Annotated in this window: 28 protein-coding genes; 8 read left to right on the forward strand and 20 right to left on the reverse strand. The window is 44.9% G+C overall.

Annotated features, from left to right (window positions below):
• Positions 1-9: 9 nt before the first annotated feature.
• The 4 genes from NIES208_RS06020 to NIES208_RS06035 all read right to left on the reverse strand — a co-directional run bounded on the left by NIES208_RS06020 (position 10) and on the right by NIES208_RS06035 (position 3313).
• Positions 10-1611, reverse strand: a complete 1602-nt coding sequence (locus NIES208_RS06020) for a cation:proton antiporter domain-containing protein (RefSeq protein ID WP_075890758.1) — start codon at positions 1609-1611, stop codon at positions 10-12.
• 151 nt (positions 1612-1762) lie between these two features.
• Positions 1763-2431 carry a tRNA (guanosine(18)-2'-O)-methyltransferase TrmH gene (trmH, locus tag NIES208_RS06025; protein WP_075890760.1) on the reverse strand — a complete coding sequence of 223 codons (669 nt, stop codon included), beginning with the start codon at positions 2429-2431 and terminating at the stop codon, positions 1763-1765.
• Positions 2432-2471: 40 nt separating this feature from the next.
• The gene (locus NIES208_RS06030; protein WP_075890762.1) at positions 2472-2858 is read right to left on the reverse strand and encodes a GFA family protein; all 387 of its coding nucleotides are present in this window, start codon (positions 2856-2858) and stop codon (positions 2472-2474) included.
• Positions 2859-2869: 11 nt separating this feature from the next.
• Entirely contained in the window at positions 2870-3313 is a 444-nt protein-coding gene (locus tag NIES208_RS06035; protein ID WP_075890764.1) for an Rrf2 family transcriptional regulator, read from the reverse strand.
• A gap of 214 nt (positions 3314-3527) precedes the next feature.
• Between NIES208_RS06035 and NIES208_RS06040 the strand changes: the two genes are divergently transcribed.
• Entirely contained in the window at positions 3528-3914 is a 387-nt protein-coding gene (locus NIES208_RS06040) for an AbrB family transcriptional regulator (RefSeq protein WP_075890766.1), read from the forward strand.
• A 69-nt stretch (positions 3915-3983) separates the two neighbouring features.
• Here the strand turns inward: NIES208_RS06040 and NIES208_RS06045 are convergent, their stop codons facing one another.
• From NIES208_RS06045 to ahr, 13 genes are all read right to left on the reverse strand, one after another.
• A complete protein-coding gene (locus NIES208_RS06045) occupies positions 3984-4682 on the reverse strand; it encodes a bifunctional 4-hydroxy-2-oxoglutarate aldolase/2-dehydro-3-deoxy-phosphogluconate aldolase (protein ID WP_225875260.1) in 699 nt (232 codons plus the stop codon).
• Complete coding sequence (locus NIES208_RS06050; RefSeq protein ID WP_075890770.1) at positions 4619-5035, reverse strand: heavy metal-responsive transcriptional regulator; 417 nt, start codon at positions 5033-5035, stop codon at positions 4619-4621. The genes NIES208_RS06045 and NIES208_RS06050 overlap by 64 nt, the downstream gene beginning before the upstream one ends.
• 14 nt (positions 5036-5049) lie before the next feature.
• On the reverse strand, positions 5050-5328 hold the full coding sequence (locus NIES208_RS06055; protein WP_075890772.1) for a hypothetical protein: 279 nt from the start codon (positions 5326-5328) through the stop codon (positions 5050-5052).
• Positions 5329-5473: 145 nt separating this feature from the next.
• Entirely contained in the window at positions 5474-5953 is a 480-nt protein-coding gene (locus NIES208_RS06060; protein WP_075890774.1) for a DUF29 domain-containing protein, read from the reverse strand.
• 81 nt (positions 5954-6034) lie between these two features.
• On the reverse strand, positions 6035-6484 hold the full coding sequence (locus NIES208_RS06065) for a DUF29 domain-containing protein (protein ID WP_075890776.1): 450 nt from the start codon (positions 6482-6484) through the stop codon (positions 6035-6037).
• Between the two features lie 96 nt (positions 6485-6580).
• Positions 6581-7009, reverse strand: coding sequence for a putative toxin-antitoxin system toxin component, PIN family (locus NIES208_RS06070; protein ID WP_075890778.1), 429 nt, complete (start codon positions 7007-7009; stop codon positions 6581-6583).
• Entirely contained in the window at positions 6996-7220 is a 225-nt protein-coding gene (locus tag NIES208_RS06075; protein WP_075890780.1) for a hypothetical protein, read from the reverse strand. The genes NIES208_RS06070 and NIES208_RS06075 overlap by 14 nt, the downstream gene beginning before the upstream one ends.
• 150 nt (positions 7221-7370) lie before the next feature.
• Positions 7371-7703, reverse strand: a complete 333-nt coding sequence (locus NIES208_RS06080; protein ID WP_075890782.1) for a DUF5615 family PIN-like protein — start codon at positions 7701-7703, stop codon at positions 7371-7373.
• Positions 7704-7709: 6 nt separating this feature from the next.
• Positions 7710-7928 carry a DUF433 domain-containing protein gene (locus tag NIES208_RS06085; protein ID WP_075890784.1) on the reverse strand — a complete coding sequence of 73 codons (219 nt, stop codon included), beginning with the start codon at positions 7926-7928 and terminating at the stop codon, positions 7710-7712.
• A gap of 77 nt (positions 7929-8005) precedes the next feature.
• On the reverse strand, positions 8006-9616 hold the full coding sequence (locus NIES208_RS06090) for an NAD(P)/FAD-dependent oxidoreductase (protein WP_075890786.1): 1611 nt from the start codon (positions 9614-9616) through the stop codon (positions 8006-8008).
• 233 nt (positions 9617-9849) lie between these two features.
• Complete coding sequence (locus tag NIES208_RS18890; protein WP_171971729.1) at positions 9850-10020, reverse strand: hypothetical protein; 171 nt, start codon at positions 10018-10020, stop codon at positions 9850-9852.
• A 57-nt stretch (positions 10021-10077) separates the two neighbouring features.
• Positions 10078-10983: an alpha/beta fold hydrolase gene (locus tag NIES208_RS06095; protein ID WP_075890788.1), complete on the reverse strand. Its 906-nt coding sequence runs from the start codon at positions 10981-10983 to the stop codon at positions 10078-10080.
• 140 nt (positions 10984-11123) lie between these two features.
• Complete coding sequence (gene ahr / locus NIES208_RS06100; RefSeq protein ID WP_075890935.1) at positions 11124-12125, reverse strand: NADPH-dependent aldehyde reductase Ahr; 1002 nt, start codon at positions 12123-12125, stop codon at positions 11124-11126.
• On the opposite strand from ahr, the gene NIES208_RS19195 reads away from it, so the two are divergent.
• From NIES208_RS19195 to NIES208_RS06110, 3 genes are all read left to right on the forward strand, one after another.
• Positions 12124-12270: a hypothetical protein gene (locus NIES208_RS19195; RefSeq protein WP_216349365.1), complete on the forward strand. Its 147-nt coding sequence runs from the start codon at positions 12124-12126 to the stop codon at positions 12268-12270. The two genes, ahr and NIES208_RS19195, sit on opposite strands and share 2 nt — an antisense overlap.
• Positions 12271-12344: 74 nt before the next feature.
• On the forward strand, positions 12345-12542 hold the full coding sequence (locus NIES208_RS06105; protein ID WP_075890790.1) for a hypothetical protein: 198 nt from the start codon (positions 12345-12347) through the stop codon (positions 12540-12542).
• Between the two features lie 128 nt (positions 12543-12670).
• Entirely contained in the window at positions 12671-13285 is a 615-nt protein-coding gene (locus tag NIES208_RS06110) for a HEAT repeat domain-containing protein (RefSeq protein ID WP_075890792.1), read from the forward strand.
• A gap of 218 nt (positions 13286-13503) precedes the next feature.
• Here the strand turns inward: NIES208_RS06110 and NIES208_RS06115 are convergent, their stop codons facing one another.
• Positions 13504-14076, reverse strand: a complete 573-nt coding sequence (locus NIES208_RS06115; protein WP_075890794.1) for a Uma2 family endonuclease — start codon at positions 14074-14076, stop codon at positions 13504-13506.
• Between the two features lie 121 nt (positions 14077-14197).
• Positions 14198-16267: a M3 family metallopeptidase gene (locus NIES208_RS06120; protein WP_075890796.1), complete on the reverse strand. Its 2070-nt coding sequence runs from the start codon at positions 16265-16267 to the stop codon at positions 14198-14200.
• A gap of 42 nt (positions 16268-16309) precedes the next feature.
• Between NIES208_RS06120 and NIES208_RS06125 the strand changes: the two genes are divergently transcribed.
• From NIES208_RS06125 to NIES208_RS06140, 4 genes are all read left to right on the forward strand, one after another.
• Positions 16310-16567 carry a hypothetical protein gene (locus NIES208_RS06125; RefSeq protein WP_139324995.1) on the forward strand — a complete coding sequence of 86 codons (258 nt, stop codon included), beginning with the start codon at positions 16310-16312 and terminating at the stop codon, positions 16565-16567.
• A gap of 837 nt (positions 16568-17404) precedes the next feature.
• Positions 17405-19165, forward strand: a complete 1761-nt coding sequence (gene ilvB, locus NIES208_RS06130) for a biosynthetic-type acetolactate synthase large subunit (protein ID WP_075890937.1) — start codon at positions 17405-17407, stop codon at positions 19163-19165.
• Positions 19166-19295: 130 nt separating this feature from the next.
• Positions 19296-20738 carry a cryptochrome/photolyase family protein gene (locus tag NIES208_RS06135; RefSeq protein ID WP_075890800.1) on the forward strand — a complete coding sequence of 481 codons (1443 nt, stop codon included), beginning with the start codon at positions 19296-19298 and terminating at the stop codon, positions 20736-20738.
• A 154-nt stretch (positions 20739-20892) separates the two neighbouring features.
• Positions 20893-21630, forward strand: a complete 738-nt coding sequence (locus NIES208_RS06140) for a sulfotransferase family 2 domain-containing protein (RefSeq protein ID WP_084176552.1) — start codon at positions 20893-20895, stop codon at positions 21628-21630.
• A 455-nt stretch (positions 21631-22085) separates the two neighbouring features.
• Here NIES208_RS06140 and NIES208_RS06145 read toward each other — a convergent pair whose 3' ends face one another.
• Entirely contained in the window at positions 22086-22559 is a 474-nt protein-coding gene (locus tag NIES208_RS06145) for an HNH endonuclease signature motif containing protein (RefSeq protein ID WP_075890802.1), read from the reverse strand.

The raw sequence follows: 22559 nt of genomic DNA on the forward strand, positions 1-22559 counted from the left end.
TGGGCTTCTCTATGGTGCGGCGACTACAGTCACGGGAATAGGACTGGTTTCGAGTACAGCTTGCGATACTGACCCCATCAACAGTCGCTGACCTAGCCCTTGTTTACCTATCACAATAGCAGTTACTTGCTTAGTGAGGGCAATTTCGACGATCGCCTCGGGGATTGTGCCGCTGGGTGTGAGCCAGATGTAGGGGATATCACTGAGATGTTGTTGGGTTTTTTGTTTGAGTTGTTGGAAGGCTTGGCTTTCTGGGTGGTTGATGACGTGGAGCACAATGACTTTGGCATCGGTGCGGCGGGCGAGATCGGCTGTTTTTTTGAGGATTTCAATGGCGAAGGATGAGGTGTCAATGGCTGCTAGTAATGTTGTGTTTGGTGAATGGAGGACTTTTGTGGGGTCAATGGTGTCTTTTGTGAGAAGTTTTGGTGCTGTGAGGGGGGTTGCCCAAGCGCCGAGGGGGGCTGTTATTAAAATGGACAGGGCGGCGATCGCCAAAATGATGTCACCATGCTCGATGCCCATACTGAAAGGAATGGCACCGATGGCGGCTTGCACTGTGGCTTTGGCAGAGTTACCGGGTAATAAAAATAGTTTTTCTTGTGGTGTCCAGTTACTGCCAAGGGTCGATAGCCACCAACCGATACTGCGCCCACAAAGGAGGCTAATCAGCAATAGACCCACCCCCGCTAGCCAAATGTCTTGCAAAATGCCCACGGGGATACTGGCACCAAGGAGCACAAATAAAAAAATCGAGGCGATCGCCCAAAAATGATTAAAACTACGGCGTAACTGACGAGCTAGGGGTGGATCAAACTGAGCTAGGAAAAATCCTAAAGCCATGACGGCAAGGTAACCGGAAAAATAGGGGAGCTTGTGGGCGATAAAAATTAGGCCTAAAGCAACGCAGGTGGTGACTAGGGTATCGTCTAAGCTGGTGCGGGTTAATTTCTGGATGGTAAGTAGGTACAACAAGAGTTTTGCCGTACACCAGCCCACAACAACACCGCCAATGATTTGCCCTATGGCTTGTAGCGGAATTTGGGCGATCGCCACCCCAGTTAGGACAGGACCCGTATCTTGGGTTAAACGCGATAGCAACAAACTAAAAATCAGTAATAAAACAGCATCCGATAGAGCACTGCCCGTCAAAATTGCGTCGGGAATCCCTTTCTTTACACCCCAGCCCTGACTTTTAAGTTTTAGCATGGCGGGCACGATCACGGCGGGGGACTCTGCACTCAGAATTGACCCCAACAATAATCCCGTTAACCAATCCCACTGGAACCAATAAACCGTAACCACTGCCACCACCAGCATTTCACATAGTCCCGGCAAAATGCCCAGCCGAATTGCCACCGAACCCTGTTGTTTAAGTTTATCTTGGTCTAGTCCTAGCCCTGCTCTCATTAAAATCACCATGACGGCGATCGCCCGTAGCCCAGACAAATTTTCGACCAGTGTCAGAGTCAGCCAATTCAACCCAGAACCGCCCAGACAGAGGCCGACCAAAATCATCCCCAACAAACTCGGTAATCCCAGTCGGTGCAACAGCTTTCCCCCCAGAAACCCCCCTAATAGAATCACTATGACAATTGCTGTAAAATCCATCGGTTGATTAGGCGAGTTCTCTACTATGGTCGTCGTCAGCAAGATGAGTGGGGATTTAATATGTTAAATCCTTACAGGACAAGGCCTTAAGGTCTGCAAGGGTCTTGACTTGGATGACCTGCCCATCATACCCAAGCGCTGCCGGGCAAAACTACTTTTCTGACGAGCTAATAATTTGCCCTTGGCCATCTAAGGCAGGATAGGGCAAATTCTGATCACGATAATGGTCAACCAAGTCCGGATAGCCCCATTCAAAAACTTTGCGCTCGTATAGGGCCGCATCTAAACGCGGCTGATCATAAAAACCCGCTTGTAATCTCTGGCGTTGCGCTTCAAATAAAATAACTGCCGCTGCCACAGAAACATTAAGCGACTGCACCATACCCAGCATCGGGATAATCACATGACCATCCACTAAATCAGCTGTACTGTCACTCACCCCCCAACGCTCCGCCCCCATGAGTACTGCCGTCGGTTTGGTGTAGTCAATCTCACGATAATCTACCGCCCGATCACTCAGATGTGCTGCATAAATTTTAAAATCCCGCGCCTGTAACTGGGCGATCGCCCCTTCAATAGTGGTATGTCGATGGAGCTCCACCCATTTCTCGCTCCCCTGAGCCACTTGAGTGAAAGTCGGTAAATCTTCACCATCGACCACCTTATTCATAGCGTGTACCTCAAATACCCCGACCGCGTCACAAGTGCGAATAATCGCCGATAAATTATGGGGTTTATGGACATCCTCCGTTAATACCGTTAAATCCGGTTGACGACGATCCAATGTTTCACGAATGCGTTGATATCTTCTAGGCAGCACAATAAATACAAATTCAAGACAACAAATGAGAACGAAAATTTTAAGTGATTTGGGTAATATTATCTTCCCAATTCTGGCCGTCGAAAGGTTCAATCTGAAATTGATCTAAGACCATCCCATCTAAGCACCTTAAATTGACATCCACACCATCGGGATGGGAACGAGGATAATAAAATGAATGTACGCCACAACGACGACAAAAAGTGTGACGAGCTTGTTTCGTATTAAACTGATAAATTGTCAAAAAATCTTTTCCCTGCAGTAGCTCAAAATCGGCTTTGGGGACAATGAGATGAAGAAATCCTTTTTTTGAACAAATGGAGCAATTACAATCAACTCCTTTGCGTTTTTTTACCTGTACTCGAAAGCGTACTGCACCGCAGTGACAACCACCATGGTAAATGGATGTTTGATTTATTTTTGTCATGGGCGATTTTATTAAACGACAAAACTCGTTGCTTCTCCTTGAGCCGCTTTCCAACTACGAGCATCGTAATATAAATCGGCAAGGCTAATACTATATAGTGCTTCTTGTAATTTTTCATGCAGGCGCTGCCACAAATTAAAGGTAACCCAGTCTTCTGCTTGGTCAGGATCTGGTTGATGTTTTGCTAATGGTTCGATTGTTTCACCAATGGCTGCAAGGATTTGACCTAGGGAAATATTTTCGGGCTTTTCTAGTAGTTGATAGCCCCCTTGGGCTCCCCGTACAGAACGAACGATTTTGGCGCGACGTAGTTCGATCAAAAGCTTCTCAAGGTACGGTGCTGGTAGGTTCTGGCGCTTGGCGATCGCCTTTACAGAGGTGGGTCCATAGTTGGGTTGTAGACTAATATCCAACAAAGCTTTAACACTATAATGACTTCTTGTTGTGAGCTTCATAACCTAGAAAAGACAGATTTAAAGACTTTAATTATTGGCAAACTAATTTGTTTTAGAAAAAAAAGCATTTAATATTTACTTTAAGAAAGAATAATGTACTATATAGTTAATGAACAAAATTCTTGGACATCTTGGGTTTGTTAGTAATTCTACTGAACGTTAAGACTAACCCCGTTTTATCCAAGTGTATCGTTATTCGTGATGTCTTAGATAAATGGCTACTAAAAAGAAAATCGAACCTTTAACTGGTGATGCTCTACTTGCAAAAGTGAAGGAGTTAGATACCTATACAAAAGAAGAAAAAGCCAGAGAATGTGGCTACTATACCGTTACGAAAAATGGTGTAGAGCGGGTCAATATGATGAAGTTCTATAATGCTTTGATCGAAGCGGAAGGGGTAGAACTGGACAGTAACACGAGTGCCCAAGGTCGTGGTGGTCGGGCGGCAACGTACCGCATTAGTGTTCAATCTAATGGCAATCTTTTGATTGGTTCTGCTTATACTAAAAAAATGAGTTTGCAGCCGGGTGATGAGTTTGAAATTTCTTTAGGCCGTAAGCATATTCACTTGAAGCAAGTTGGTGCTGACGACGAGGAGTAAGTTGGATTTTATTTATTTCTAATATTTGAGGGCGATCGCCATTTCGGAGATCGTTTTTTTGTGGCAATTTTAAGGTTGCAATGAGTAATATTGCTGAATGCGAGTGGTGATTTTAGGCCAGTTTTGTGATGTTGTGTCGATGGTGGGAAATAGGTCACTGGATAATCCTACGGCGATCGCCCCGGCTTCGATCAGTTGTCGATAGTTGGCGAGGGTCACACCACCTGTGGGGATGAGGGGAATTTGTCTGAGGGGAGCTTGCAAGCATTTGATAAACTGAGCGCCGCCGACGGATTTAATGGGAAAAACTTTTACGCCATCGCTACCCCACTGCCATGCTCGGACAATTTCGGTGGGTGTGAGTGCTCCTAAAACCATGGGGATATCGGCGTTGTGGGCAATGTCTACTAATTTTGGATCGCTGTGGGGACTAAAGGCAAAGTCTGCGCCGCTGGCGATCGCCTTTTTTAAATCCAGCTCAGAAAGAATTGTGCCTGTACCAATCTGGCAGTCGGGATAATGTTCGCGGAGATGACTAATTAGATAGTCAGCGCGGTCGCTAGTCCACGTAATTTCAATCAGATTTAGACCTGCGGCAATGGCTGTTTCCGCCATTTTTAAGCCGATTTCCCAATCATTTGCCCGGATAACGGCGATCGCCCGATATTTTTTCAGTTGTGTAAACCAATTTGTTTGTAGAGGGGTCATGGTTGTAAGTTGGGACAGATAGTCGGCTTGCTGCCGTTCTGTGCCGGAAAATCCTGCCAACCAGACAGAATACCTTGTAACTCTCCCCTTAGGGTAACGAGCTCGTCGATTTGTGTATTAATCTCTGCTAATTTGTCGTGGAGCTGTTGTTTGACCACGCCACAGGGCAAGTGACCGCCGTCGTGAACGCCTAGGATTTTGCCGATTTCTTGTAGGCTCAAACCTAGTGACTGGGCGCGTTTAATAAAGGCTAAACGGTTTAAAACCGCCGGAGAAAATAATCGATATCCTGCTGGCGATCGCCCCATCACAGCCGACAGTAAACCGAGATCGGCATAATAACGAATGGTCTTTACGGGTAAAGCACTTTGTTGGGCGACTTCCCCTATTTTTAATGGCGTTGTTGTTGACACGGATGCTACCCGACTTAATCTTTATCCCAATGTGGCAGGGGACTAGGGGTTTCGCTGGGCGGCAAATAACGCCGTGGCAGAACCCGTTCGCTCTCCATACGGCGCTTGCGTATCTGCGACCAACGTACAAAAAATGCACCTAGAACTAAGCCTGACCCCAGAGAAAATAAGTTCCACTGACTATCCACACCGCCAATCACCAACTGAATCAAACCCATCACAATCAGAAAGCTGGAAATGGGTTCTTTTCGATAGATGCGTGTAAAAAATTTTTTGTGCTTAGGACGAGCCATACAGTTAAAAAAGATGGGGCGGCGATCGCCTGCAAAATAAGGGTAAATCTCTTTCAGCTTAACAAATTCGTGTCATAACAATGGTTACATTTGTGTGCTGTTCAAGATAGGGCATTGCCAAGGGAAGCCAAGGTGGCGATCGCCCCTAATCTGTAAATTGAATGTCTCGCTCTTGAATGTCTCGCCCTTGAGTGTCTCGCTCTAGAACATCCTCGATTTGATAAGGACAATCTTTTGGGAAATCTAACCCTGTTTCTTGAATGGCATTAAGACAACCATTTCGATACATTTTCGCAACCCACTCTTGGGCTAGATATCTTTTTAAACTAGGACTATCTTCTAAATAAAGTTCGATATTGTTGCGTTCTCGCTCAATCGTAATTTGCCAGCTCCGAGAACGTTTATTGATTTGATGATCCCATTTGAGAAGATGATGCAAAATGAAGCGAATACTATTCAGTAGGCGATCGCGCTCCCGTTTCGACAAATCCCGTAACTCCTCGACAATATTTTCAATATCAAGCTGGTCAAACGCACCATCCTGCAACAACTGAGCCATTAGCTCTGCCCACTGGGCATAATCATCTTCATAGAGTTGCGCTAAAGGAATTTTCGCTTGAACCATCGCCAGATTCCACGGATAAATATTCCCACTATTTTAATGGGTTGAATTTTGGAGAATATTGAGGGCGATCGCCTTCCTTCTCTAAATTTTGGGCAACCAATCTTCATCAATCACTTCTTCAAGGGCAAAAGGATTATCTTGTGGCAGAGAAAGCTGAGATTTTAAAACAGCAATTTTGTAAGCTTTTTTGTAAAGAGTATTCAGATTTTGCTCAAGATAATTACGAAGATGAGTTGAGAGCTTCAGGTTCAGTTGAGTGCGAAAAGTTAAAATCTCAACCTGCCAATGTCTGCCATTACGCTCCCGTTCAACATCCCAGTATTTATACAAAAGTAAATGCACCAGAATTTGAATGGTCAAACTAGCAACAGCATTCCGTTCACTTCGACCCAATGCCTCTAACTCCTCAATTAAATGCTCGTAGTCCAGTTGCGATAAGTTTCCCGCCCTCAAGGCACCAACCATTTCATCCAGCCACCGAGCATAGTCTTGTTCGTAGAGTTGTGCCAAAGGAATTGTTGCTTGCGCCATTGCCAGATTCCATGGATAAATATTCCACTATTTTAATGGGTTGAATTTTGGAGAATATTGAGGGCGATCGCCTCTGCTACTTCTACGCTAGCTTTTTCACCGACTCTCTTTGGTATGAAAATTGAGGAAATCGTTAACAGTAATGATGTTGACTGTCTGAAAAGGATGCAGAATGAGCAAATCCTGATCTCCTGTAATGATGAAGTTTGCACTACCGCTGATCGCAAGTTCTAGAAATTTATTATCTTTCGGGTCACGGCAATCGGTAATTGTTTCTGTAATCGCTACTAATTCAGCTTTTTCAATAAATTTCAAAATAAATTGCTGCTTCTCTTCTGGGGTGAGATATTTATTAAATTTCTTTCGGTTTAAAACGCTTTGAAATTCTGCTAAAGTCGCTTTTGAATAAAGAATTGTGCCCGTTTTCTCGATGAATGTTGTCGCTTGCCACGGAGGCGATCGCCGGATTAAAGCAGCACTCACCAAAATGTTTGTATCAATGATAAATCGTTTACGATGCATCATCACTCAAAATAAGCTCCACCATTTCGGGCGTTAGACCACGCTGTTCTGCTTTAGTAGCGAGTTCTTCCATCACTTGGCTAAGACTCTTTTGAACGAAATCACTATTAAAAAAAAGTTTCAGTATATTTTGGATGGCTGCTTGTTGTTGAGAGTTGGCGCTTTGATAGGCTTGAGCCGTTTCGGCATCAACGGGAATAGAGATAGTTTCCATAGAATTTGCAGGGGTGGGTTGACCATCATTCTTTAACTCTATTGTGAATCATGCCAGCCTAGAAAAAATCACTGCTCTATTCCAAATTTGAATTTTTTGACTAATGATTTTAATTAATTAGTTGTCTGCGAGTATATCGGCGGCGATCGCCTATGTCTGACTTATGAGAATTGCTTTACCTCTTTCAGCCTTATCGAGACTTTCTACAATTTGAGGGACAACCTCCCTGAGATCAGTAAGGCGATTAGAGAATGTTTTCAGAATAACAATGATCAACTCAAATTGCTTCAAGTTTTGTTCATGCCGCATCCCTTGATCGACCGTGATAAATACGTCAAAATTGGCTGCAACAAGCTTTAATAGTTGACCATTTTTAATACCGGTCCAGCCCATACTACGCACAGTTTCAAGTTCGAGATGACTGTATGGCGCAAACTCTTGTGTAAGTCGTCGATCAATGCACTCATCCAAAAGGATTTTCATAGAAGTCTAAGCGGCAAAAACAGGAAGATTAGTTACGAGAAGATCTAAAAGCTGTAAGACTTGTTCTTTGGTTACACTGGGAAAACCTTCGAGAAAATCATCAATTGTTTCTCCACCTTTGAAGTAGTCGATCGCCGTCTGAATAGGAACTCTTGTACCTGAAAAGACTGGGGTTCCGTGCATAATCTCAGGGGAGATGGTTATAACTTCAGAATAGGTTTTCATAATCCATGTCTTCGCTTTATTTTGAGTGAATTCTAATGGTGACATTGGCTCTACGAGAGTAATGTTTCCATTATTACTTACTGGATTTTTAGAATATTTTGGGCGATCGCCTCAGCTAATTTCACGCCATCGATGCCCGCAGAAAGAATCCCCCCCGCATAGCCAGCCCCTTCCCCACCGGGATACAGACCTTCAGTATTAATGCTCTGAAAATCCTTGCCACGCTTGATGCGAATGGGCGAAGATGTGCGCGTTTCAACACCTGTTAACATCGCCTCATCCATCGCAAATCCCTTGATTTTTTTGTCGAAAGCAGGCAATGCTTCTCGGATGGCTTCAATGGCAAAATCTGGTAATGCTTCACTTAGATCAGTGAGTTTTACACCCGGTGCGTAGGACGGTTTGACTTTTCCTAATTCTTCAGACGATCGCCCGGCAAGAAAATCCCCCACCAATTGTCCCGGTGCGCTGTAATCTTTACCGCCCAATTCAAAGGCTTTCGATTCAAATTTACGTTGTAAATCGATACCTGCGAGGGGATGATCTGGATAATCTTCCTCAGGTGTAATACCCACGACAATTCCGGCGTTAGCGTTACGTTCGTTGCGGGAATATTGGCTCATACCGTTGGTGACAACCATGCCGGGTTCTGATGCGGCACCGATAACCAAACCGCCGGGACACATACAAAAGCTATAGACTGAACGCCCATTTTTGCAGTGGTGAACCAGCTTATAATCCGCCGCACCGAGGGTTTTATTCCCCGCAAATTCGCCATAACGACATTCATCGATTAGGGGTTGGGGATGTTCGATGCGGAAGCCAATAGAAAAAGGTTTCGGTTCGATATAAACACCTTGGTCATAGAGCATTTGAAAAGTTTCCCGCGCACTGTGTCCCATCGCCATTACCACGTGGGAACTAGCAATAAATTCACCATTTTCGAGGGTGACACCTTTCACTTTGCGGTTTTCGATTTCGACAGTTTTGACTTTGCTCTGAAAGCGAATTTCTCCACCCAGAGATTCGATAGTTGCCCGCATTCTTTTGACGACACCGACTAATTTGAAAGTGCCAATGTGGGGTTTGGCGATGTAGAGAATTTCAGGATTTGCTCCTGCTTCGACAAATTCCTCTAATACTTTGCGTTTGTAATGTTGGCGATCGCGCACTTGGCTGTAAAGTTTGCCATCAGAAAAAGTCCCAGCGCCCCCTTCCCCAAATTGCGCATTAGATTCGGGATTAAACTTGCCCCGTTTTTTCCAAAAGGCAAAGGTATCTTTCGTACGTTCGTCTACCTGTTTGCCCCGTTCGAGAATAATCGGTCTGAACCCCATCCGCGCCAGCATTAACCCCGCCAACATGCCGCAGGGTCCCATGCCCACTACAATGGGTCGCATCTCCAGATTTTTCGGGGCATAACCCACCATTTTGTAGGTCATATCAGGGGTTTCGACCACATGGGGATCGCGGCGAAAGCGCTTCAGTAGAGATTTATCCTTATGAGTCTTAATATCAACGACGTAAACCAGAAAAATATTGTGTTTTTTGCGGGCATCAAAACTACGCTTGAAAATCTCGTATTCCAGTAGTTCGTGGGGTTTAAGATCGAGTTTCTTGCAAATAGCCTCGGCGATCGCCGCTTCAGGGTGGTCGAGGGGTAGCTTAATTTCGTTGATGCGAATCATGGCAGATCTGTCGTGCTGGGTGCGTCGTAATCCTCTATTAAAGAGCACCTGTCTAAAATTCTGCAAAAAGACAAAAAAAATTCCCGTATTAATACCTAAAACGGGAATCAAACTAATACCTGTAAGTTATTTACAGCTTAGTGTTATTTAAGTCAGGATAATTAGAGACTATGTAGAAAAACATTTGGCTCAATGCTGTGTCCACATAAAGTGCTTTTGCTTTTGGGGCAGTTCTAGATAAGGCCAAGCCAGCTGACAACGCCTTCATGGGTGATTAGCTCGATGGCGATCGCAATAATAAAGCCGATCATTGCAGCGCGACCGTTGAGCTTTTCAGAATAAAAATTAAAACCGAACTTAGGATCTTCAATATTGGGTTTAACAGTAGGTTCAGGGGCCGCCATAACAAACTCCTTTGGTAATGGTTTCGAGAAAAATTTGTAATAAATCTTAACTTCAGTTTAGCCTACTGCGGTGGCAGGTGAGGTGCAGAATGCCAAAATCTTCTCTAGGACGAGGTCGGTTTGTTCGACGTGGGGCAAATGTCCGGCATCGGGAATCCATTCTAGGGTGCTGTTGGGAATGCCTTTCTCAAATTTCAAGGGTGCTTTTGTGCCGAGGATTTGATCCTGTTTGCCCCAGAGAATGAGTGTGGGCTGGGTAATGTCTTTGAGTTTGGGATAAAAGGAACCGTAGCCACCACCTTTCGTGAAGGCGATGAGGGTTTCTTGCCAGCGATCGCACCCCAAATGCATTGCTCCACAGATAACGGCATCTTCATTGACGCGGGACTTGTCATAATAGGCGCTCAGACAAATTTTACGGCGGACATTCATACTTCCTAAAAAGCCTGTTGCCCAACGGTCTAAAGGTGGCACCATCACAAAACGACTAAAAGGCTTCGGCGCAAGACCGGCACTATCGAGCAACGTGATTTGGGATACTGCCTCGGGATGGTTTAGGGCAAAATCTAGAGCCACAGCGCCACCCATTGACGCACCAATAATTAAAACCGGGCGATTAATTTTTTGTTGCCAAAAACTATAAAGGTGAGCGCAAATGGTTTCGGGGTTAAAAGCTAGTTCTGCGGGACGTTCTGTAAAGCCAAAACTGAGGAGATCCACGGCCCACACTTCGTGGTGTTCGGCTAACTTTGGCATGAGGTAACGGTATTCCAGCACCGAGCTGTCAAAACCATGGATTAGCAAAATTGGGATATCGCCTGTGCCTGCTTGGGTGAAGCTGGTCAAAATGGGTTCCGAGCGTAAGGGGGTGGCGATCGCCTCTTGCTGAAGACTTTTCGCGAAATCAATGGCAGCGGGTTCAGTTAGCTGGTTGACAAGGGGCGGCAAAAAACTCGGATACATAGAACCTTGAAAAAATGCAGGATAACAGTGTTTCCTATTGTCTCTAATTTGCGAACTGAAATGTGCTGAAAAATCGAAAAAAATAACCTAAGCCAAAAAATCGACTTAGGTTAGGGGATCGTCACCATGGGGAATGCGGTTTAGCGGCAGAGAACTGCACGGTAATGAATATCGCCGTCTTTTAGTTTGGCGATCGCCTCATTTACCTGCTCAAAACTAAATTTTTCGATTACGGGCTCAATGCCGTGAAGCTTCACAAATTCCAGCATTTTGGCGATCGTGGCAGGACTACCGACAGGGGAACCAGACACCGATCGTTGTGCCATGATTAGCGCAAACGCATTAATATCGAGCGGCTCTAACGTTGCACCGACAAAATGCAGACGACCCTTTGGTTTGAGCGTATTGAGATAGCTATTCCAGTCGAGTTTGACATTGACGGTAGAAATAATTAGATCAAATTGTCCCGCCGCCGCCTCTAGTTCTTCAGAATCACGGGAATTTAAAGTTTTGTGCGCTCCCAGTTCTAGAGCCTCTTGTCGTTTATGTTCACTTGACGTAAATGCTGTCACCTCACAACCCCAAGCATTGAGAAATTGCAGCGCTATGTGACCTAAGCCACCGATACCAATCACCGCCACTTTCGACGTGGGTTCAATATCAAACTGTACCAGCGGATTGAAGACTGTAATGCCACCGCAAAATAGGGGGCCTGCGGCTTCTAGATCAATGCCATCGGGAATGGGGACAACGCTTAGCGCTTCTGCCCGCACTTTTTCTGCAAAGCCGCCGTGGTGTCCAACAATCGTTGGCTGGGCTGTGGCGCAGAGATTTTGATCCCCAGAAACACAGGGCATACATTCACCGCAATAACCCGAATGCCACCCTAAGCCCACAACTTGTCCCACGCTGAGATTTGTGACGCGATCGCCGACTGCTGAGATTTCACCAACGACTTCATGGCCGGGTACAACCGGGTAGGAGGAAATGCCCCATTCATTATCAATAACGCTGACATCGCTATGGCAAATACCACAATATTTCACATTAATTTCAACTTCGTTGGGCTTTAGCTCACCCGGATCATATTCAAAAGGTTTGAGTTCTCCTTTGGCTTCAAAGGCTGCGTAAGCTTTAATCATGTTGGCTTGGGATTGCTTGATTTCTTCTTTTCTACGGTACGCAACCCTATCTTTTCTGACCACTCCACTAAGGATGATTCTAGGGGCGATCGCCCTCTGGCTAACTACATATTTATCCCAAAATGAACCGACCGATACTATTTAACGTAAGTTTTGCTTAAGCATGCTCGGAAGTACGACGCGGTGAATGGGAGAGCGAGAGANTCGGGAGATGTTTCTATGCAAACAATCCTACTAGCTTTCAAAAAATGCAAATTTTCGTTGCTTCCCCATCTTCCCACTTGGCAGGACGTAATCAACCGGGAATATGACCCTTGGTCAGGCGATCGCCTAATTATTGATACGGCAGGACAAAGCATCGACGAATCGGTGACTACTCTGCTCAAAGCCTTGAGCGAAATGCGAGGAAAAGATTGAGATTTACCACAATCTATCGACGCTCGAATCTGTCCTCTCGTACACTAGCCAATGAGTTGGTACTAAGCAGAAATGCTTGTTTTGCTAACCGTTTTAAAACTTCTTTTATCACGAACTCTTAGATAGTCATGTCTCAAGACGCTTTATTTGAGCAACTAAAAAACCCAAATCCCCATTTGCGCGATCGCGCCATGTGGGAAATTGTTGACTCCAAAGATGACACTACCATTCCTCGACTGATGTCTGTCCTCGACGAAACCGATACAACCTATCGTCGGGCAGCAGTCAAAACGATTGGTGCAGTGGGCATTGAAACAGTTCCAGCTTTAGTGGAGACACTACGAGCGAGCGATAACGGTACTGTACGCAGTAGCTGTGCGAAGGCATTGGCGCAGGTTTCTCTGAATTACCCCGAAGAAGAGTTTCCAGAGGAAGGAATTGAGGGTCTCAAAGAATCTCTCCAAGACGAAAATCCTGTGGTAAATATCGCTTCGGCAATGGCGCTTGGTGTCATCGGCGTGCCTGCCCTAGATACTTTATTAGATGTGCTGCATTCCTCTGATAACCCGGCTCTCGGTGTAGCGATTATTAATGCCCTGAGTTCTATTAAAGATGAACGGGCTGTGGCCGCACTAAAGGAGTTGGCAGAAGGCGAAGATACCGATATGTATATGAAGCAAATGGCGCAGAGTGCCTTTTCTCGCATGGATATGCTCAAAGGTCTGGAGTGGAAAGGAAAATAGAATAGTATTTTCCCTAGCTGGAGTGCATAGGGCGATCGCCATTGATGTTGCTAGCACCCCATCAAAAAAGAGCCCCTGAAATCGTTTCAAAAGCTCTCGCGAATTTTGAGATTTATCGTAAAAACCGCGGAATTTCTTAAACACTTCCATGGGATGTAAACTTCCCCCTAAACCAAGGACAGTCTCCCGGAATTTTTTACCAACAGTGGCGATCGCCCTTACTGTTCAATATCTTCGTAGACATCAGCCAAGGCAATCTCACAATCTATAGATTCCAACTTAATGACATCTTCAATTTCTGTATATTCCGTCAAGCTCCACTTTTTCGCTTCAACCTTCACATAATGTTCCACAAAAATCTGCTCTTGTTCAATTAGTAAATATTCCTGAAACCCTGAAATTGAACGATAGTATTGAAACTTTTCGCTGCGGTCATAATTTTTCGTTGACGGTGACAGAACCTCTGCAACCAAACAAGCATTGAGGATCGTATCCTTACGACCTTCTTGCATGACCAAAGGTTTAGAGGCAACCATCACATCTGGATAAGTAAAAATTTGCTGGGACGGAATCCACAAACGCTGATCTACGTGATAGACCTTGTAAGGTTGTTTTTTGAGAGCGAGTTTAAAAGCAACAAATAAATTCCCGCTCAAATCGTTATGCTTCGGTGTGCCCCCTGACATTAGCCGAACTTCTCCTTTAATATACTCATGTCGCTCTGTAGCTAACTCTTCCTGTGCCAAATATTCTTCTGGAGAAATGGTTTTAACCGGAGCTTGAGTCGCCATAACTGATCTCGCATTGCTGCACGAACTTCTTTGACCTAACGCTAACACAACCATCCCATAAAAAAGAGCCCCTGAAATCGTTCCAGAAGCTCTCGTGAATTTTGAGATTTATCGTAAAAATCTACGCTGTTTGTAATAAGCCGCTATGGCGCAATAGAGGTTCCGTTTGCGGTTCGCGACCACGGAATTTCTTAAAGACTTCCATCGGATGCAAGCTACCGCCTAAACCAAGCACTGTATCTCGGAATTTTTTACCAACAGTGGCGATCGCCTGTTCATCCTCAAGGCCAACTTCCTCAAAAGCCGAGAACGCATCAGCACTAAGAACTTCCGCCCACTTATAGCTGTAATAACCCGCCGCGTAACCACCCGCGAAAATATGCCCAAACGCACAAAGGAAAGAATCCTCTGGCAAAGGTTTCATTACCGTGGTCGTTTCTGCAAGACGGTTGCGCACATCTTCCGGCGTTTCATCACCAGCAGGGTCATACTTAGCATGTAGCTCAATGTCCAGCAAACTAAAGTGCAACTGACGCAACATTCCAGAACCACTCATATAAGTACGAGCCGCAAGGAGTTTTTGGTAGTAATGCTCCGGCAATGTTTCACCAGTTTCATAATGCTTTGCCATGCCAAACAGAGTTTCACGGTGGTAGCACCAGTTCTCCATAAACTGACTGGGCAACTCAACCGCATCCCATTCAACATTATTAATGCCCGCCGCACCGGGAAAATCCACATGGGTGAGCATATGCTGGAGACCGTGACCAAACTCATGGAAGAGGGTTTCCACTTCACCGAAAGTCATCAAGCTAGGTTTGCCATCAACAGGAGGCGTTTGGTTACAGATTAGATACGCCACCGGCAGGCGAGTATCCACCTTACCTTCGAGCATAATTTTGGCGCGACCGACACAGTCATTCATCCATGCACCGCCGCGTTTTTCCGCTGGACGACTGTAGGGATCAAGGTAAAAATTCGCAATGTGAGTGCCCGACTCATCCGAAATTTTGAAATAACGCACATCTTCATGCCATACCGGAGCAGTACCATCGGCAGCGGTAATGGTCACAGAGAAAAGACGTTGCGCTAAACCAAACAAACCTTCAAGCACTTGGGGTAATGGGAAATAGGGACGTAGTTCTTCTGCCTTAAAACCAAATTTCGCTTCCCGTTGTTTCTCAGACCAATAGGCCACATCCCAATGCTTCAGTTCCGATTGCCCGGAAAATGTTGTGAGTTCAGCTAGCTCAGCCTTTGCCGCATCAAAACTCACTTCCCGTAGCTCGTCCATTAGTTTCTCGACAGCTTCGACGCTGGGAGCCATTTTGCGAGCAAGGCTTAATTCGGCAAAGTTATCAAAGCCAAGGAGATTTGCTTTTTGTTTGCGCAGCTCAAGGATGCGGTCGATGTGGGGATGATTATCAAACTCGCCAGAGGATGCTTTCGACACAGCGGCTTTATAGACTTTTTCCCGTAGCTCACGGTTTTCGGCATATTTGAGGAAAGGTAAGTAGCTGGGATAGTCGAGGGTAATGACCCAGGGGCCTGCTTCAGGTGTCGCGTTTTCTTCCCCTTCGCTACGGGCAGTTTGGGCAGCGAGACTGAGGGCACTATCGGGTAAGCCTGCCACATCGGCTTTGTCGGTGAGCTTTAGTTTGAAGGCCTTCGTTGCGTCGAGGGTGTTGTTAGAAAACTTGGTGGATAGTTCGGCAAGTTCTAGTTGGATGGCATTGAATTTTTCTTTGGTTTCCCCTTCTAAACCGACCCCTGCCAGCTCTGCTTCTCGGAGGGATGATTCGATAATGCGTTGTTGGGCGGGTTCTAGATGAGACCAGTTGTCGCTTTCGCGGATCGCTTTGTAGCCTTCGTAAATGGGCTTGCTCTGACTCCAGCGGTTAATGAACTGAACGACGCTTGGCTGCATTTTTTCGTAGGCTTCACGCAGCTCTGGACTATTTTTGACGCTCATTAAATGGCCAATGATGCCCCATGTCCACATGAGTTTTTCTTCCATGCGGGTGAGGGGTTCGATGAAGTCTTCCCAAGTGGGTTTGATATTGGCTTCTAGCTCGTTTACTGAGGTTTCGAGTTCGGCAAGGATTTGCGTGACTGCGGGTTCCACATGCTCGGCTTTAACTTGCTCGAAGGGAGGAAGTCCATGACCGATGAGAAGGGGATTTTGGCTCATGCTTACCTACTTTGATGTCTACTATTTTTACTGCTTTACATTATGACAGTTCGCTTTTGGTCAAGTCAGGTGAGGATATCCGAGATCAAGGTACTGGATAAAGGGCGATCGCCGACAGTTATGGGAGAAAAAGACTTTCTTAGGGGCGATCGCCTAATGGCCTCTACGCAGTACAGATTCAGCGAGGACAGAGAGCAAAATATCCCCTACGACAACGAGAGCATCACCATTGATTTTCACAACAGTCAGGACTTACGCCAAAGCAAACTGGAGAGTAGAAGATTGAAGCTGCTGGCATAGGAAATCAGACCATAGCTATTGGGAGATTTCATAGACTGTTAAACCTTTGGATATCATTACCTGACCAGCGAAAGGCTGAAAACATAAAAAATTAGCACACTCGCAGGCAGCTCAGGAAACGATTCAGATACTGACAACCTAAAAACGGCCATGAGTAAAAACTAAACATTACTACTAAATATTTCTGATCTGCGGTGGGGCGCATCGTGGATATAAAACCAAAATGTCTGGTGAGACGGTCTGACGGAGAATTACATGTGAATTGCATATTCTAGTTCAAGGTCTTTGAAACAGGAATCTCACAAGCCATACTGCTTTGCAGTTGGTGGGAGAGCGTCAAACCACTCAACTGCTTTAGTTCACGCTTCACTACACCACCCACCAAGCTTTCACCTATGGTCGGAGTACTACGAAGCTTTTCTGATAGTTTCACTTTCTTCTGAGCCGGAAAGCCCCTAGGGCATCTCAAAAATAATGCCGTTAGCGATTAGGATAATGTCGGGAAATTTGACAAGACATTTGACGAGAAACTCTAACCATTGTGATGGCTTTTTCCCACTGAGGCCAGATCTTTTTGGCAATGGCAGACACGTATCTGTGTAACAAATCTATGTAACAAAATCGCAATAGTAAATTGCCCCCCGAAAATAGTCTCCCTAAGCTAGAAGGGCTGGGAAATACAAGACCTTAGAGAACTCGACAGTCTGGATGATTTCTCCTAGAATGTATTTTCCGAATTACAACAAAATGCTGAAATATCCATCCCCCGCGAGGAAGAGGGAGAAAAACTTCAGCAATTCGTGATTGTCCTACAAGTTATTACCCTAGGTAGTGCCCGTGGTTTCTACAACATCGCCCGCAGCAAATGATACTGCTGTTCGTTCTGAAGTTCGTTCTGGTGCATACATTCTGATTGACAGTTTGAAGCGCCATGGCGTCGAATTCATCTTTGGTTATCCCGGCGGTGCAATTCTGCCCGTCTATGATGCCCTTCACCCGGTGGATGAGCGTGGGGAGATTAAGCATATTTTGGTGCGCCACGAACAAGGTGCTTCCCATGCGGCAGATGGTTATGCCAGAGCAACAGGGAAAGTGGGTGTGTGCTTCGGCACGTCGGGTCCTGGTGCCACGAATTTGATTACAGGGATTGCCACGGCTCATATGGATTCGATTCCGATGGTGGTCATTACAGGTCAGGTGGCACGGGCGGCGATCGGTACTGATGCCTTCCAAGAGACTGATATTTTCGGCATTACTCTGCCTGTTGTGAAGCACTCCTACGTTGTTCGCGATCCTAAGGATATGGCGCGGATTGTTGCGGAAGCTTTTCACATTGCTAGCACTGGCCGCCCAGGTCCGGTACTCATTGATGTACCCAAAGATGTTGGTTTGGAGCTATGTGAGTATATTCCTGTGGAACCCGGTGACGTTGATATTACTGGCTATAGGCCTCACTTTGAGGGAGATTCCACCAAGATTACTGGGGCGCTCCATCTCATTTCCGAGTCCCGTAAGCCTTTGCTTTATGTCGGTGGTGGGGCAATTACCTCCGGAGCTCACGCGGAAATTAAAGAATTGGCAGAACGGTTCCAGATTCCGGTAACTACGACTTTGATGGGTCTGGGGGCTTTTGATGAGCATCATCCGCTATCGGTGGGTATGTTGGGAATGCATGGTACGGCCTATGCAAACTTTGCGGTCAGTGAATGTGATCTTTTGATTGCTGTGGGGGCGCGTTTTGATGATCGAGTCACGGGTAAGCTGGATGAGTTTGCCTCGGAAGCGAAGGTGATTCACATTGATATTGATCCGGCGGAAGTGGGCAAAAATCGTGCGCCTGAGGTGGCGATCGTTGGTGATGTCCGCCATGTTTTGATTGAAATGTTGCAGGGTGGTAAGGGCTTACCTTTGAGCACGACTCCGACGGAGGAATGGCTCACAAAAATTGAAGGTTGGAAGCAAAAGTACCCGATGGTTGCGCCTGTATATAAAGATAGTATTTCGCCCCAGTCTGTTATTGCGGAGTTGGATCGTCAGGCTCCGGATGCCTATTACACAACGGATGTGGGTCAGCACCAAATGTGGGCGGCACAGTTTCTCAAGAATGGCCCCCGCCGTTGGATTTCGAGTGCGGGTCTCGGCACAATGGGTTTTGGCATGCCTGCTGCGATGGGTGTAAAGGTGGCGGTTCCTAATGATGAGGTGATTTGTATTAGTGGTGATGCGAGTTTCCAGATGTGTTTGCAGGAGCTGGCAACGCTTGCGCAATATAATATTGCGGTGAAAACGGTGATTCTTAATAATTGCTGGCAGGGTATGGTGCGTCAGTGGCAACAAAATTTCTATGGTCAGCGTTATTCTGCGTCTAATATGGAGGTGGGGATGCCTGATTTTGAGCTGCTTGCTAAGGCTTTTGGTGTGAAAGGTATGGTGATAGATAAACCGGAAGAGCTAGCGGGGGCGATCGCCGAGATGATTGCCTATGATGGCCCTGTACTTTTGGATGTACGGGTGAAGCGCGACGAAAACTGCTATCCCATGGTTGTTCCCGGCAAGAGTAATGCTCACATGATGGGTATTGGTCAAGAACATGAATAGAAGACAAAATATTTAGAAGACAAAATATACCAATCGTTTCTACATTACCGTCGAGGGGAGTAGGGTTTTGCCTTGCTCCTTTTTTGTGGCTCGATTACGATATAAACCGCATTGAACGAGGAATTTTTCTGTGGCTGAGTTAGTCTTACATTGGCATCGTCGAGATTTACGTTTACATGACAATGTGGCTTTAACCCGCGCCCGCGCCCAATCGGAAAAAGTTGTGGGAGTTTTTTGCCTAGACCCCGGTATTTTAGACGCGGATGATGTTGCGCCCGTCCGTGTGAAATATTTGTTGGCTTGTTTGCAAGAATTGGCAGAAAAATACCGTCATGTTGGTAGCGAATTATTAGTTTTACACGGCAAGCCCCTAGAGCTTTTACCGAAGCTGGCAGAAACCTTAAAAGCGGCAACGGTGTATTGGAATCTCGATGTGGAACCCTATGCCCAAAAACGGGATCATGATATGGCGATCGCCCTGCGAGAGGTGGGTATCAAAGTCGAAACCATGTGGGATCAGTTGCTCCATACACCTGGAAAAATTTTGACTGGATCTAAATCTCCTTATAAAGTTTATTCTCCCTTTTGGCGGAACTGGTCGAAACAAGAAAAAGCCGATCCGTTACCTGTAATTACAGGATGTGTAGGATTAAGCCAAGCGGAGCGCAAACAATTAGGCGATTTGGCGTTACCCGAAATTCCGACGTTAGAAGACTTGGGGTTTAGTTGGGATAATCCTTTTACTGTGCCTGTCGGTGAAACAGAAGCTCTAGCGAAACTAGAAGAATTTACTGAAAATTTTATTGAAGCCTACGACGGCGATCGCAACCTGCCCGCTGTGGACGGGACATCGCGATTAAGTGCTGCCTTGAAATTTGGGGCGATCGGCATTCGTACCGTTTGGCAAGCAACCCTTGAAGCCATGGAAAATTGTCGGAGCGACGAAGCCAAAAAAGGAATCACCACATGGCAACAGGAACTGGCATGGCGAGAATTTTATCAACACTGTTTATTCTTTTTTCCAGAATTAGCAAAGGGACCCTATCGCGAAGAATTTCAAAATTTGCAATGGGAAAATGATGAGGTGAAATTTCAAGCTTGGTGTGACGGCAGAACCGGCTATCCCATAGTCGATGCCGCCATGCGTCAGCTCAACGAAACAGGCTGGATGCACAATCGGTGTCGGATGATTGTGGCAAGTTTCCTCACAAAGGATTTGATTATTAACTGGCAGTGGGGCGAAAAATATTTCATGCAAAAACTCGTCGATGGCGACCTTTCTGCAAATAATGGCGGCTGGCAATGGAGTGCCTCCAGCGGCATGGATCCAAAGCCCTTGCGAATCTTTAATCCCGCTTCCCAAGGAAAAAAATATGATGCCGAAGCAGACTATATTCGTGAGTGGTTACCAGAAGTGCGATCGCTGGATACTAAAGTTTTAGTGACAGGCGATATTCCAAGCTCTGTGCGGGAACGATGTGAGTATCCCGAACCGATTGTGGATCACTCAGTACAGCAGCGCGAATTTAAACGACTTTATAAAATAATGAAAGATCAAAATACAAAACAATGATCCTACTAATATTTCTAGACATCAGAGTTCTCAAACTAGCGATCACATAAAAATACCTTAAGAGTTATGCATAGACTAAATGTAAGCTAGCATTGGGATATGAAATGATAACTTTATGTGATTTTCTTAAACTAAATTTAGTCAAGAAATTAATATGTTCAGCAAAGCTCAATTAAAATCAATTATTGCAAATTCAACCTATGCATTACCTGCTAGTCTGCAACAAAAAGTTCGGAGAAAAATAGATCAAGGTCGCTTTAATTGGTTTAGAACATATTTATACCAAGACAAACAAGAGATGATGAATGAATTCCTAAAACATTCTTGTCTATTTATTCATATCCCAAAATGCGCTGGATGTTCCATTAACAATAATTTGTTCCCTGGGCTTGACAGCATTGGTCACGTTACATTGTCAGAGTATTCCCTTGTAATCGATCAAAAAGAATTTGATGACCTGTGGAAATTCACCTTTGTCCGTAATCCTTGGGATAGACTTGTTTCTGCCTATTATTTCCTCAAACAAGGTGGTTTAAAAGGAATAGAAAAACCTTGGTTTAATGAGCACCTAGGGGAATTTTCTGACTTCAATGATTTTGTTATAAAATGGTTATCTTCTGAGACAGTTTCAAAGCATGCTGTATTTCAAATACAGAGTCAATATATTGAACTTAATGGCAAGATCTCTATGGACTTTATTGGACGTTTAGAAAGTTTTGATAATGATTTAAAAGCCATCGCTCAGCATATTGGCCTTGGAATTGTTCATCAGGAAAGGGTTAACGTTACGAAAAAAAGACCAAAGTACCGTGATGCTTATAACACTCAAACGCGTAAAATTGTTGCAAGAGTATACCAAAAAGATATTGAAAACTTTGGATATGAGTTTTAGTTAAGTATTTGTGAATTATGCCTGTTGTAGTCGTAGTCGGCAAGATTTGTAGAGGTTTAACATGTTGAAATCCTAAAAATAAGGGTTTAAAGTATATTACATGTCTGCATCTTGATAGTTTTAACTCTATGAATAGATAATCACTGAATAGTGAATTTTAGTGGCAAGGGATATTCCGAGTTTTGTACATGGGTGATGTGATTATTTAGGGCTGATTGTGTAGCGAAGGCTAGCAAGATTAGTACAAATACTCTAGGGTTGAAAAGTTGAAGATTTTTCAAAAGGTTTCGTTTACTTTGCTAGAATTTCATAGGTCTCCGACTTTGTAGCCCTAAGCTTATTGGCTTTGACGATAGATTATTCTGAACAACAAAAAGAATTTAAACGTCTCTATAAAGTAATGGAAAAAATAGCGGTAAACTTTGTGTATAAGCAATATTATGATAATGACTTTATCAATTCAATAACTCTTGCAGTAACGCTATTGGTCGAGCAAACTTAATATCTAAATATCGGTCTGGGTAATGCTTAAGTATGTATGACTCATATTCATACCAATGCATTTCGCCTTTTTTCTTATTACATTTCTGACAAATAATCCAAAAGTTACGAAAATCCATTGACCACCATGGATACTGGGCACGAGGTAACTTATGATCAATAGTTTTCCCTCCACGTTTTGAGAAAAAGTCATCGCAAATTGGACAATATTTGTCAGAATTTTCCCAAACCCACTGTTTACTTTTTTGGGTTGTACCTAACTCATAATCGCCATCTTCATATCGCCAGTAATCATAAGCACGGTATTTTTCGAAGTCTTCTGCTGTAAGGCGGTGATAGCGTTTCTTGCCAATTTTATCGGCGAGCCGAAATAGTCCTTGAAGTTCTTGGCCTAGATGTTCTGAACCTTGTTGTGATTTATCAGACAT

Source organism: [Limnothrix rosea] IAM M-220 (assembly GCF_001904615.1).
GTDB lineage: Bacteria > Cyanobacteriota > Cyanobacteriia > Cyanobacteriales > MRBY01 > MRBY01.

Excerpts from the sequence above, each read along its gene's own strand:
- NIES208_RS06020 (WP_075890758.1), bottom strand. The coding sequence starts at position 1,611 with ATGGATTTTACAGCAATTGTCATAGTGATTCTATTAGGGGGGTTTCTG.
- NIES208_RS06030 (WP_075890762.1), bottom strand. The coding sequence starts at position 2,858 with ATGACAAAAATAAATCAAACATCCATTTACCATGGTGGTTGTCACTGC.
- NIES208_RS06035 (WP_075890764.1), bottom strand. The coding sequence starts at position 3,313 with ATGAAGCTCACAACAAGAAGTCATTATAGTGTTAAAGCTTTGTTGGAT.
- NIES208_RS06040 (WP_075890766.1), top strand. The coding sequence starts at position 3,528 with ATGGCTACTAAAAAGAAAATCGAACCTTTAACTGGTGATGCTCTACTT.
- NIES208_RS06055 (WP_075890772.1), bottom strand. The coding sequence starts at position 5,328 with ATGGCTCGTCCTAAGCACAAAAAATTTTTTACACGCATCTATCGAAAA.
- NIES208_RS06060 (WP_075890774.1), bottom strand. The coding sequence starts at position 5,953 with ATGGTTCAAGCGAAAATTCCTTTAGCGCAACTCTATGAAGATGATTAT.
- NIES208_RS06065 (WP_075890776.1), bottom strand. The coding sequence starts at position 6,484 with ATGGCGCAAGCAACAATTCCTTTGGCACAACTCTACGAACAAGACTAT.
- NIES208_RS06070 (WP_075890778.1), bottom strand. The coding sequence starts at position 7,009 with ATGATGCATCGTAAACGATTTATCATTGATACAAACATTTTGGTGAGT.
- NIES208_RS06075 (WP_075890780.1), bottom strand. The coding sequence starts at position 7,220 with ATGGAAACTATCTCTATTCCCGTTGATGCCGAAACGGCTCAAGCCTAT.
- NIES208_RS06080 (WP_075890782.1), bottom strand. The coding sequence starts at position 7,703 with ATGAAAATCCTTTTGGATGAGTGCATTGATCGACGACTTACACAAGAG.
- NIES208_RS06085 (WP_075890784.1), bottom strand. The coding sequence starts at position 7,928 with ATGAAAACCTATTCTGAAGTTATAACCATCTCCCCTGAGATTATGCAC.
- NIES208_RS06090 (WP_075890786.1), bottom strand. The coding sequence starts at position 9,616 with ATGATTCGCATCAACGAAATTAAGCTACCCCTCGACCACCCTGAAGCG.
- NIES208_RS18890 (WP_171971729.1), bottom strand. The coding sequence starts at position 10,020 with ATGGCGGCCCCTGAACCTACTGTTAAACCCAATATTGAAGATCCTAAG.
- NIES208_RS06095 (WP_075890788.1), bottom strand. The coding sequence starts at position 10,983 with ATGTATCCGAGTTTTTTGCCGCCCCTTGTCAACCAGCTAACTGAACCC.
- NIES208_RS19195 (WP_216349365.1), top strand. The coding sequence starts at position 12,124 with ATGTTGGCTTGGGATTGCTTGATTTCTTCTTTTCTACGGTACGCAACC.
- ahr (WP_075890935.1), bottom strand. The coding sequence starts at position 12,125 with ATGATTAAAGCTTACGCAGCCTTTGAAGCCAAAGGAGAACTCAAACCT.
- NIES208_RS06105 (WP_075890790.1), top strand. The coding sequence starts at position 12,345 with ATGCAAACAATCCTACTAGCTTTCAAAAAATGCAAATTTTCGTTGCTT.
- NIES208_RS06110 (WP_075890792.1), top strand. The coding sequence starts at position 12,671 with ATGTCTCAAGACGCTTTATTTGAGCAACTAAAAAACCCAAATCCCCAT.
- NIES208_RS06115 (WP_075890794.1), bottom strand. The coding sequence starts at position 14,076 with ATGGCGACTCAAGCTCCGGTTAAAACCATTTCTCCAGAAGAATATTTG.
- NIES208_RS06120 (WP_075890796.1), bottom strand. The coding sequence starts at position 16,267 with ATGAGCCAAAATCCCCTTCTCATCGGTCATGGACTTCCTCCCTTCGAG.
- NIES208_RS06125 (WP_139324995.1), top strand. The coding sequence starts at position 16,310 with ATGACAGTTCGCTTTTGGTCAAGTCAGGTGAGGATATCCGAGATCAAG.
- NIES208_RS06140 (WP_084176552.1), top strand. The coding sequence starts at position 20,893 with ATGTTCAGCAAAGCTCAATTAAAATCAATTATTGCAAATTCAACCTAT.
- NIES208_RS06145 (WP_075890802.1), bottom strand. The coding sequence starts at position 22,559 with ATGTCTGATAAATCACAACAAGGTTCAGAACATCTAGGCCAAGAACTT.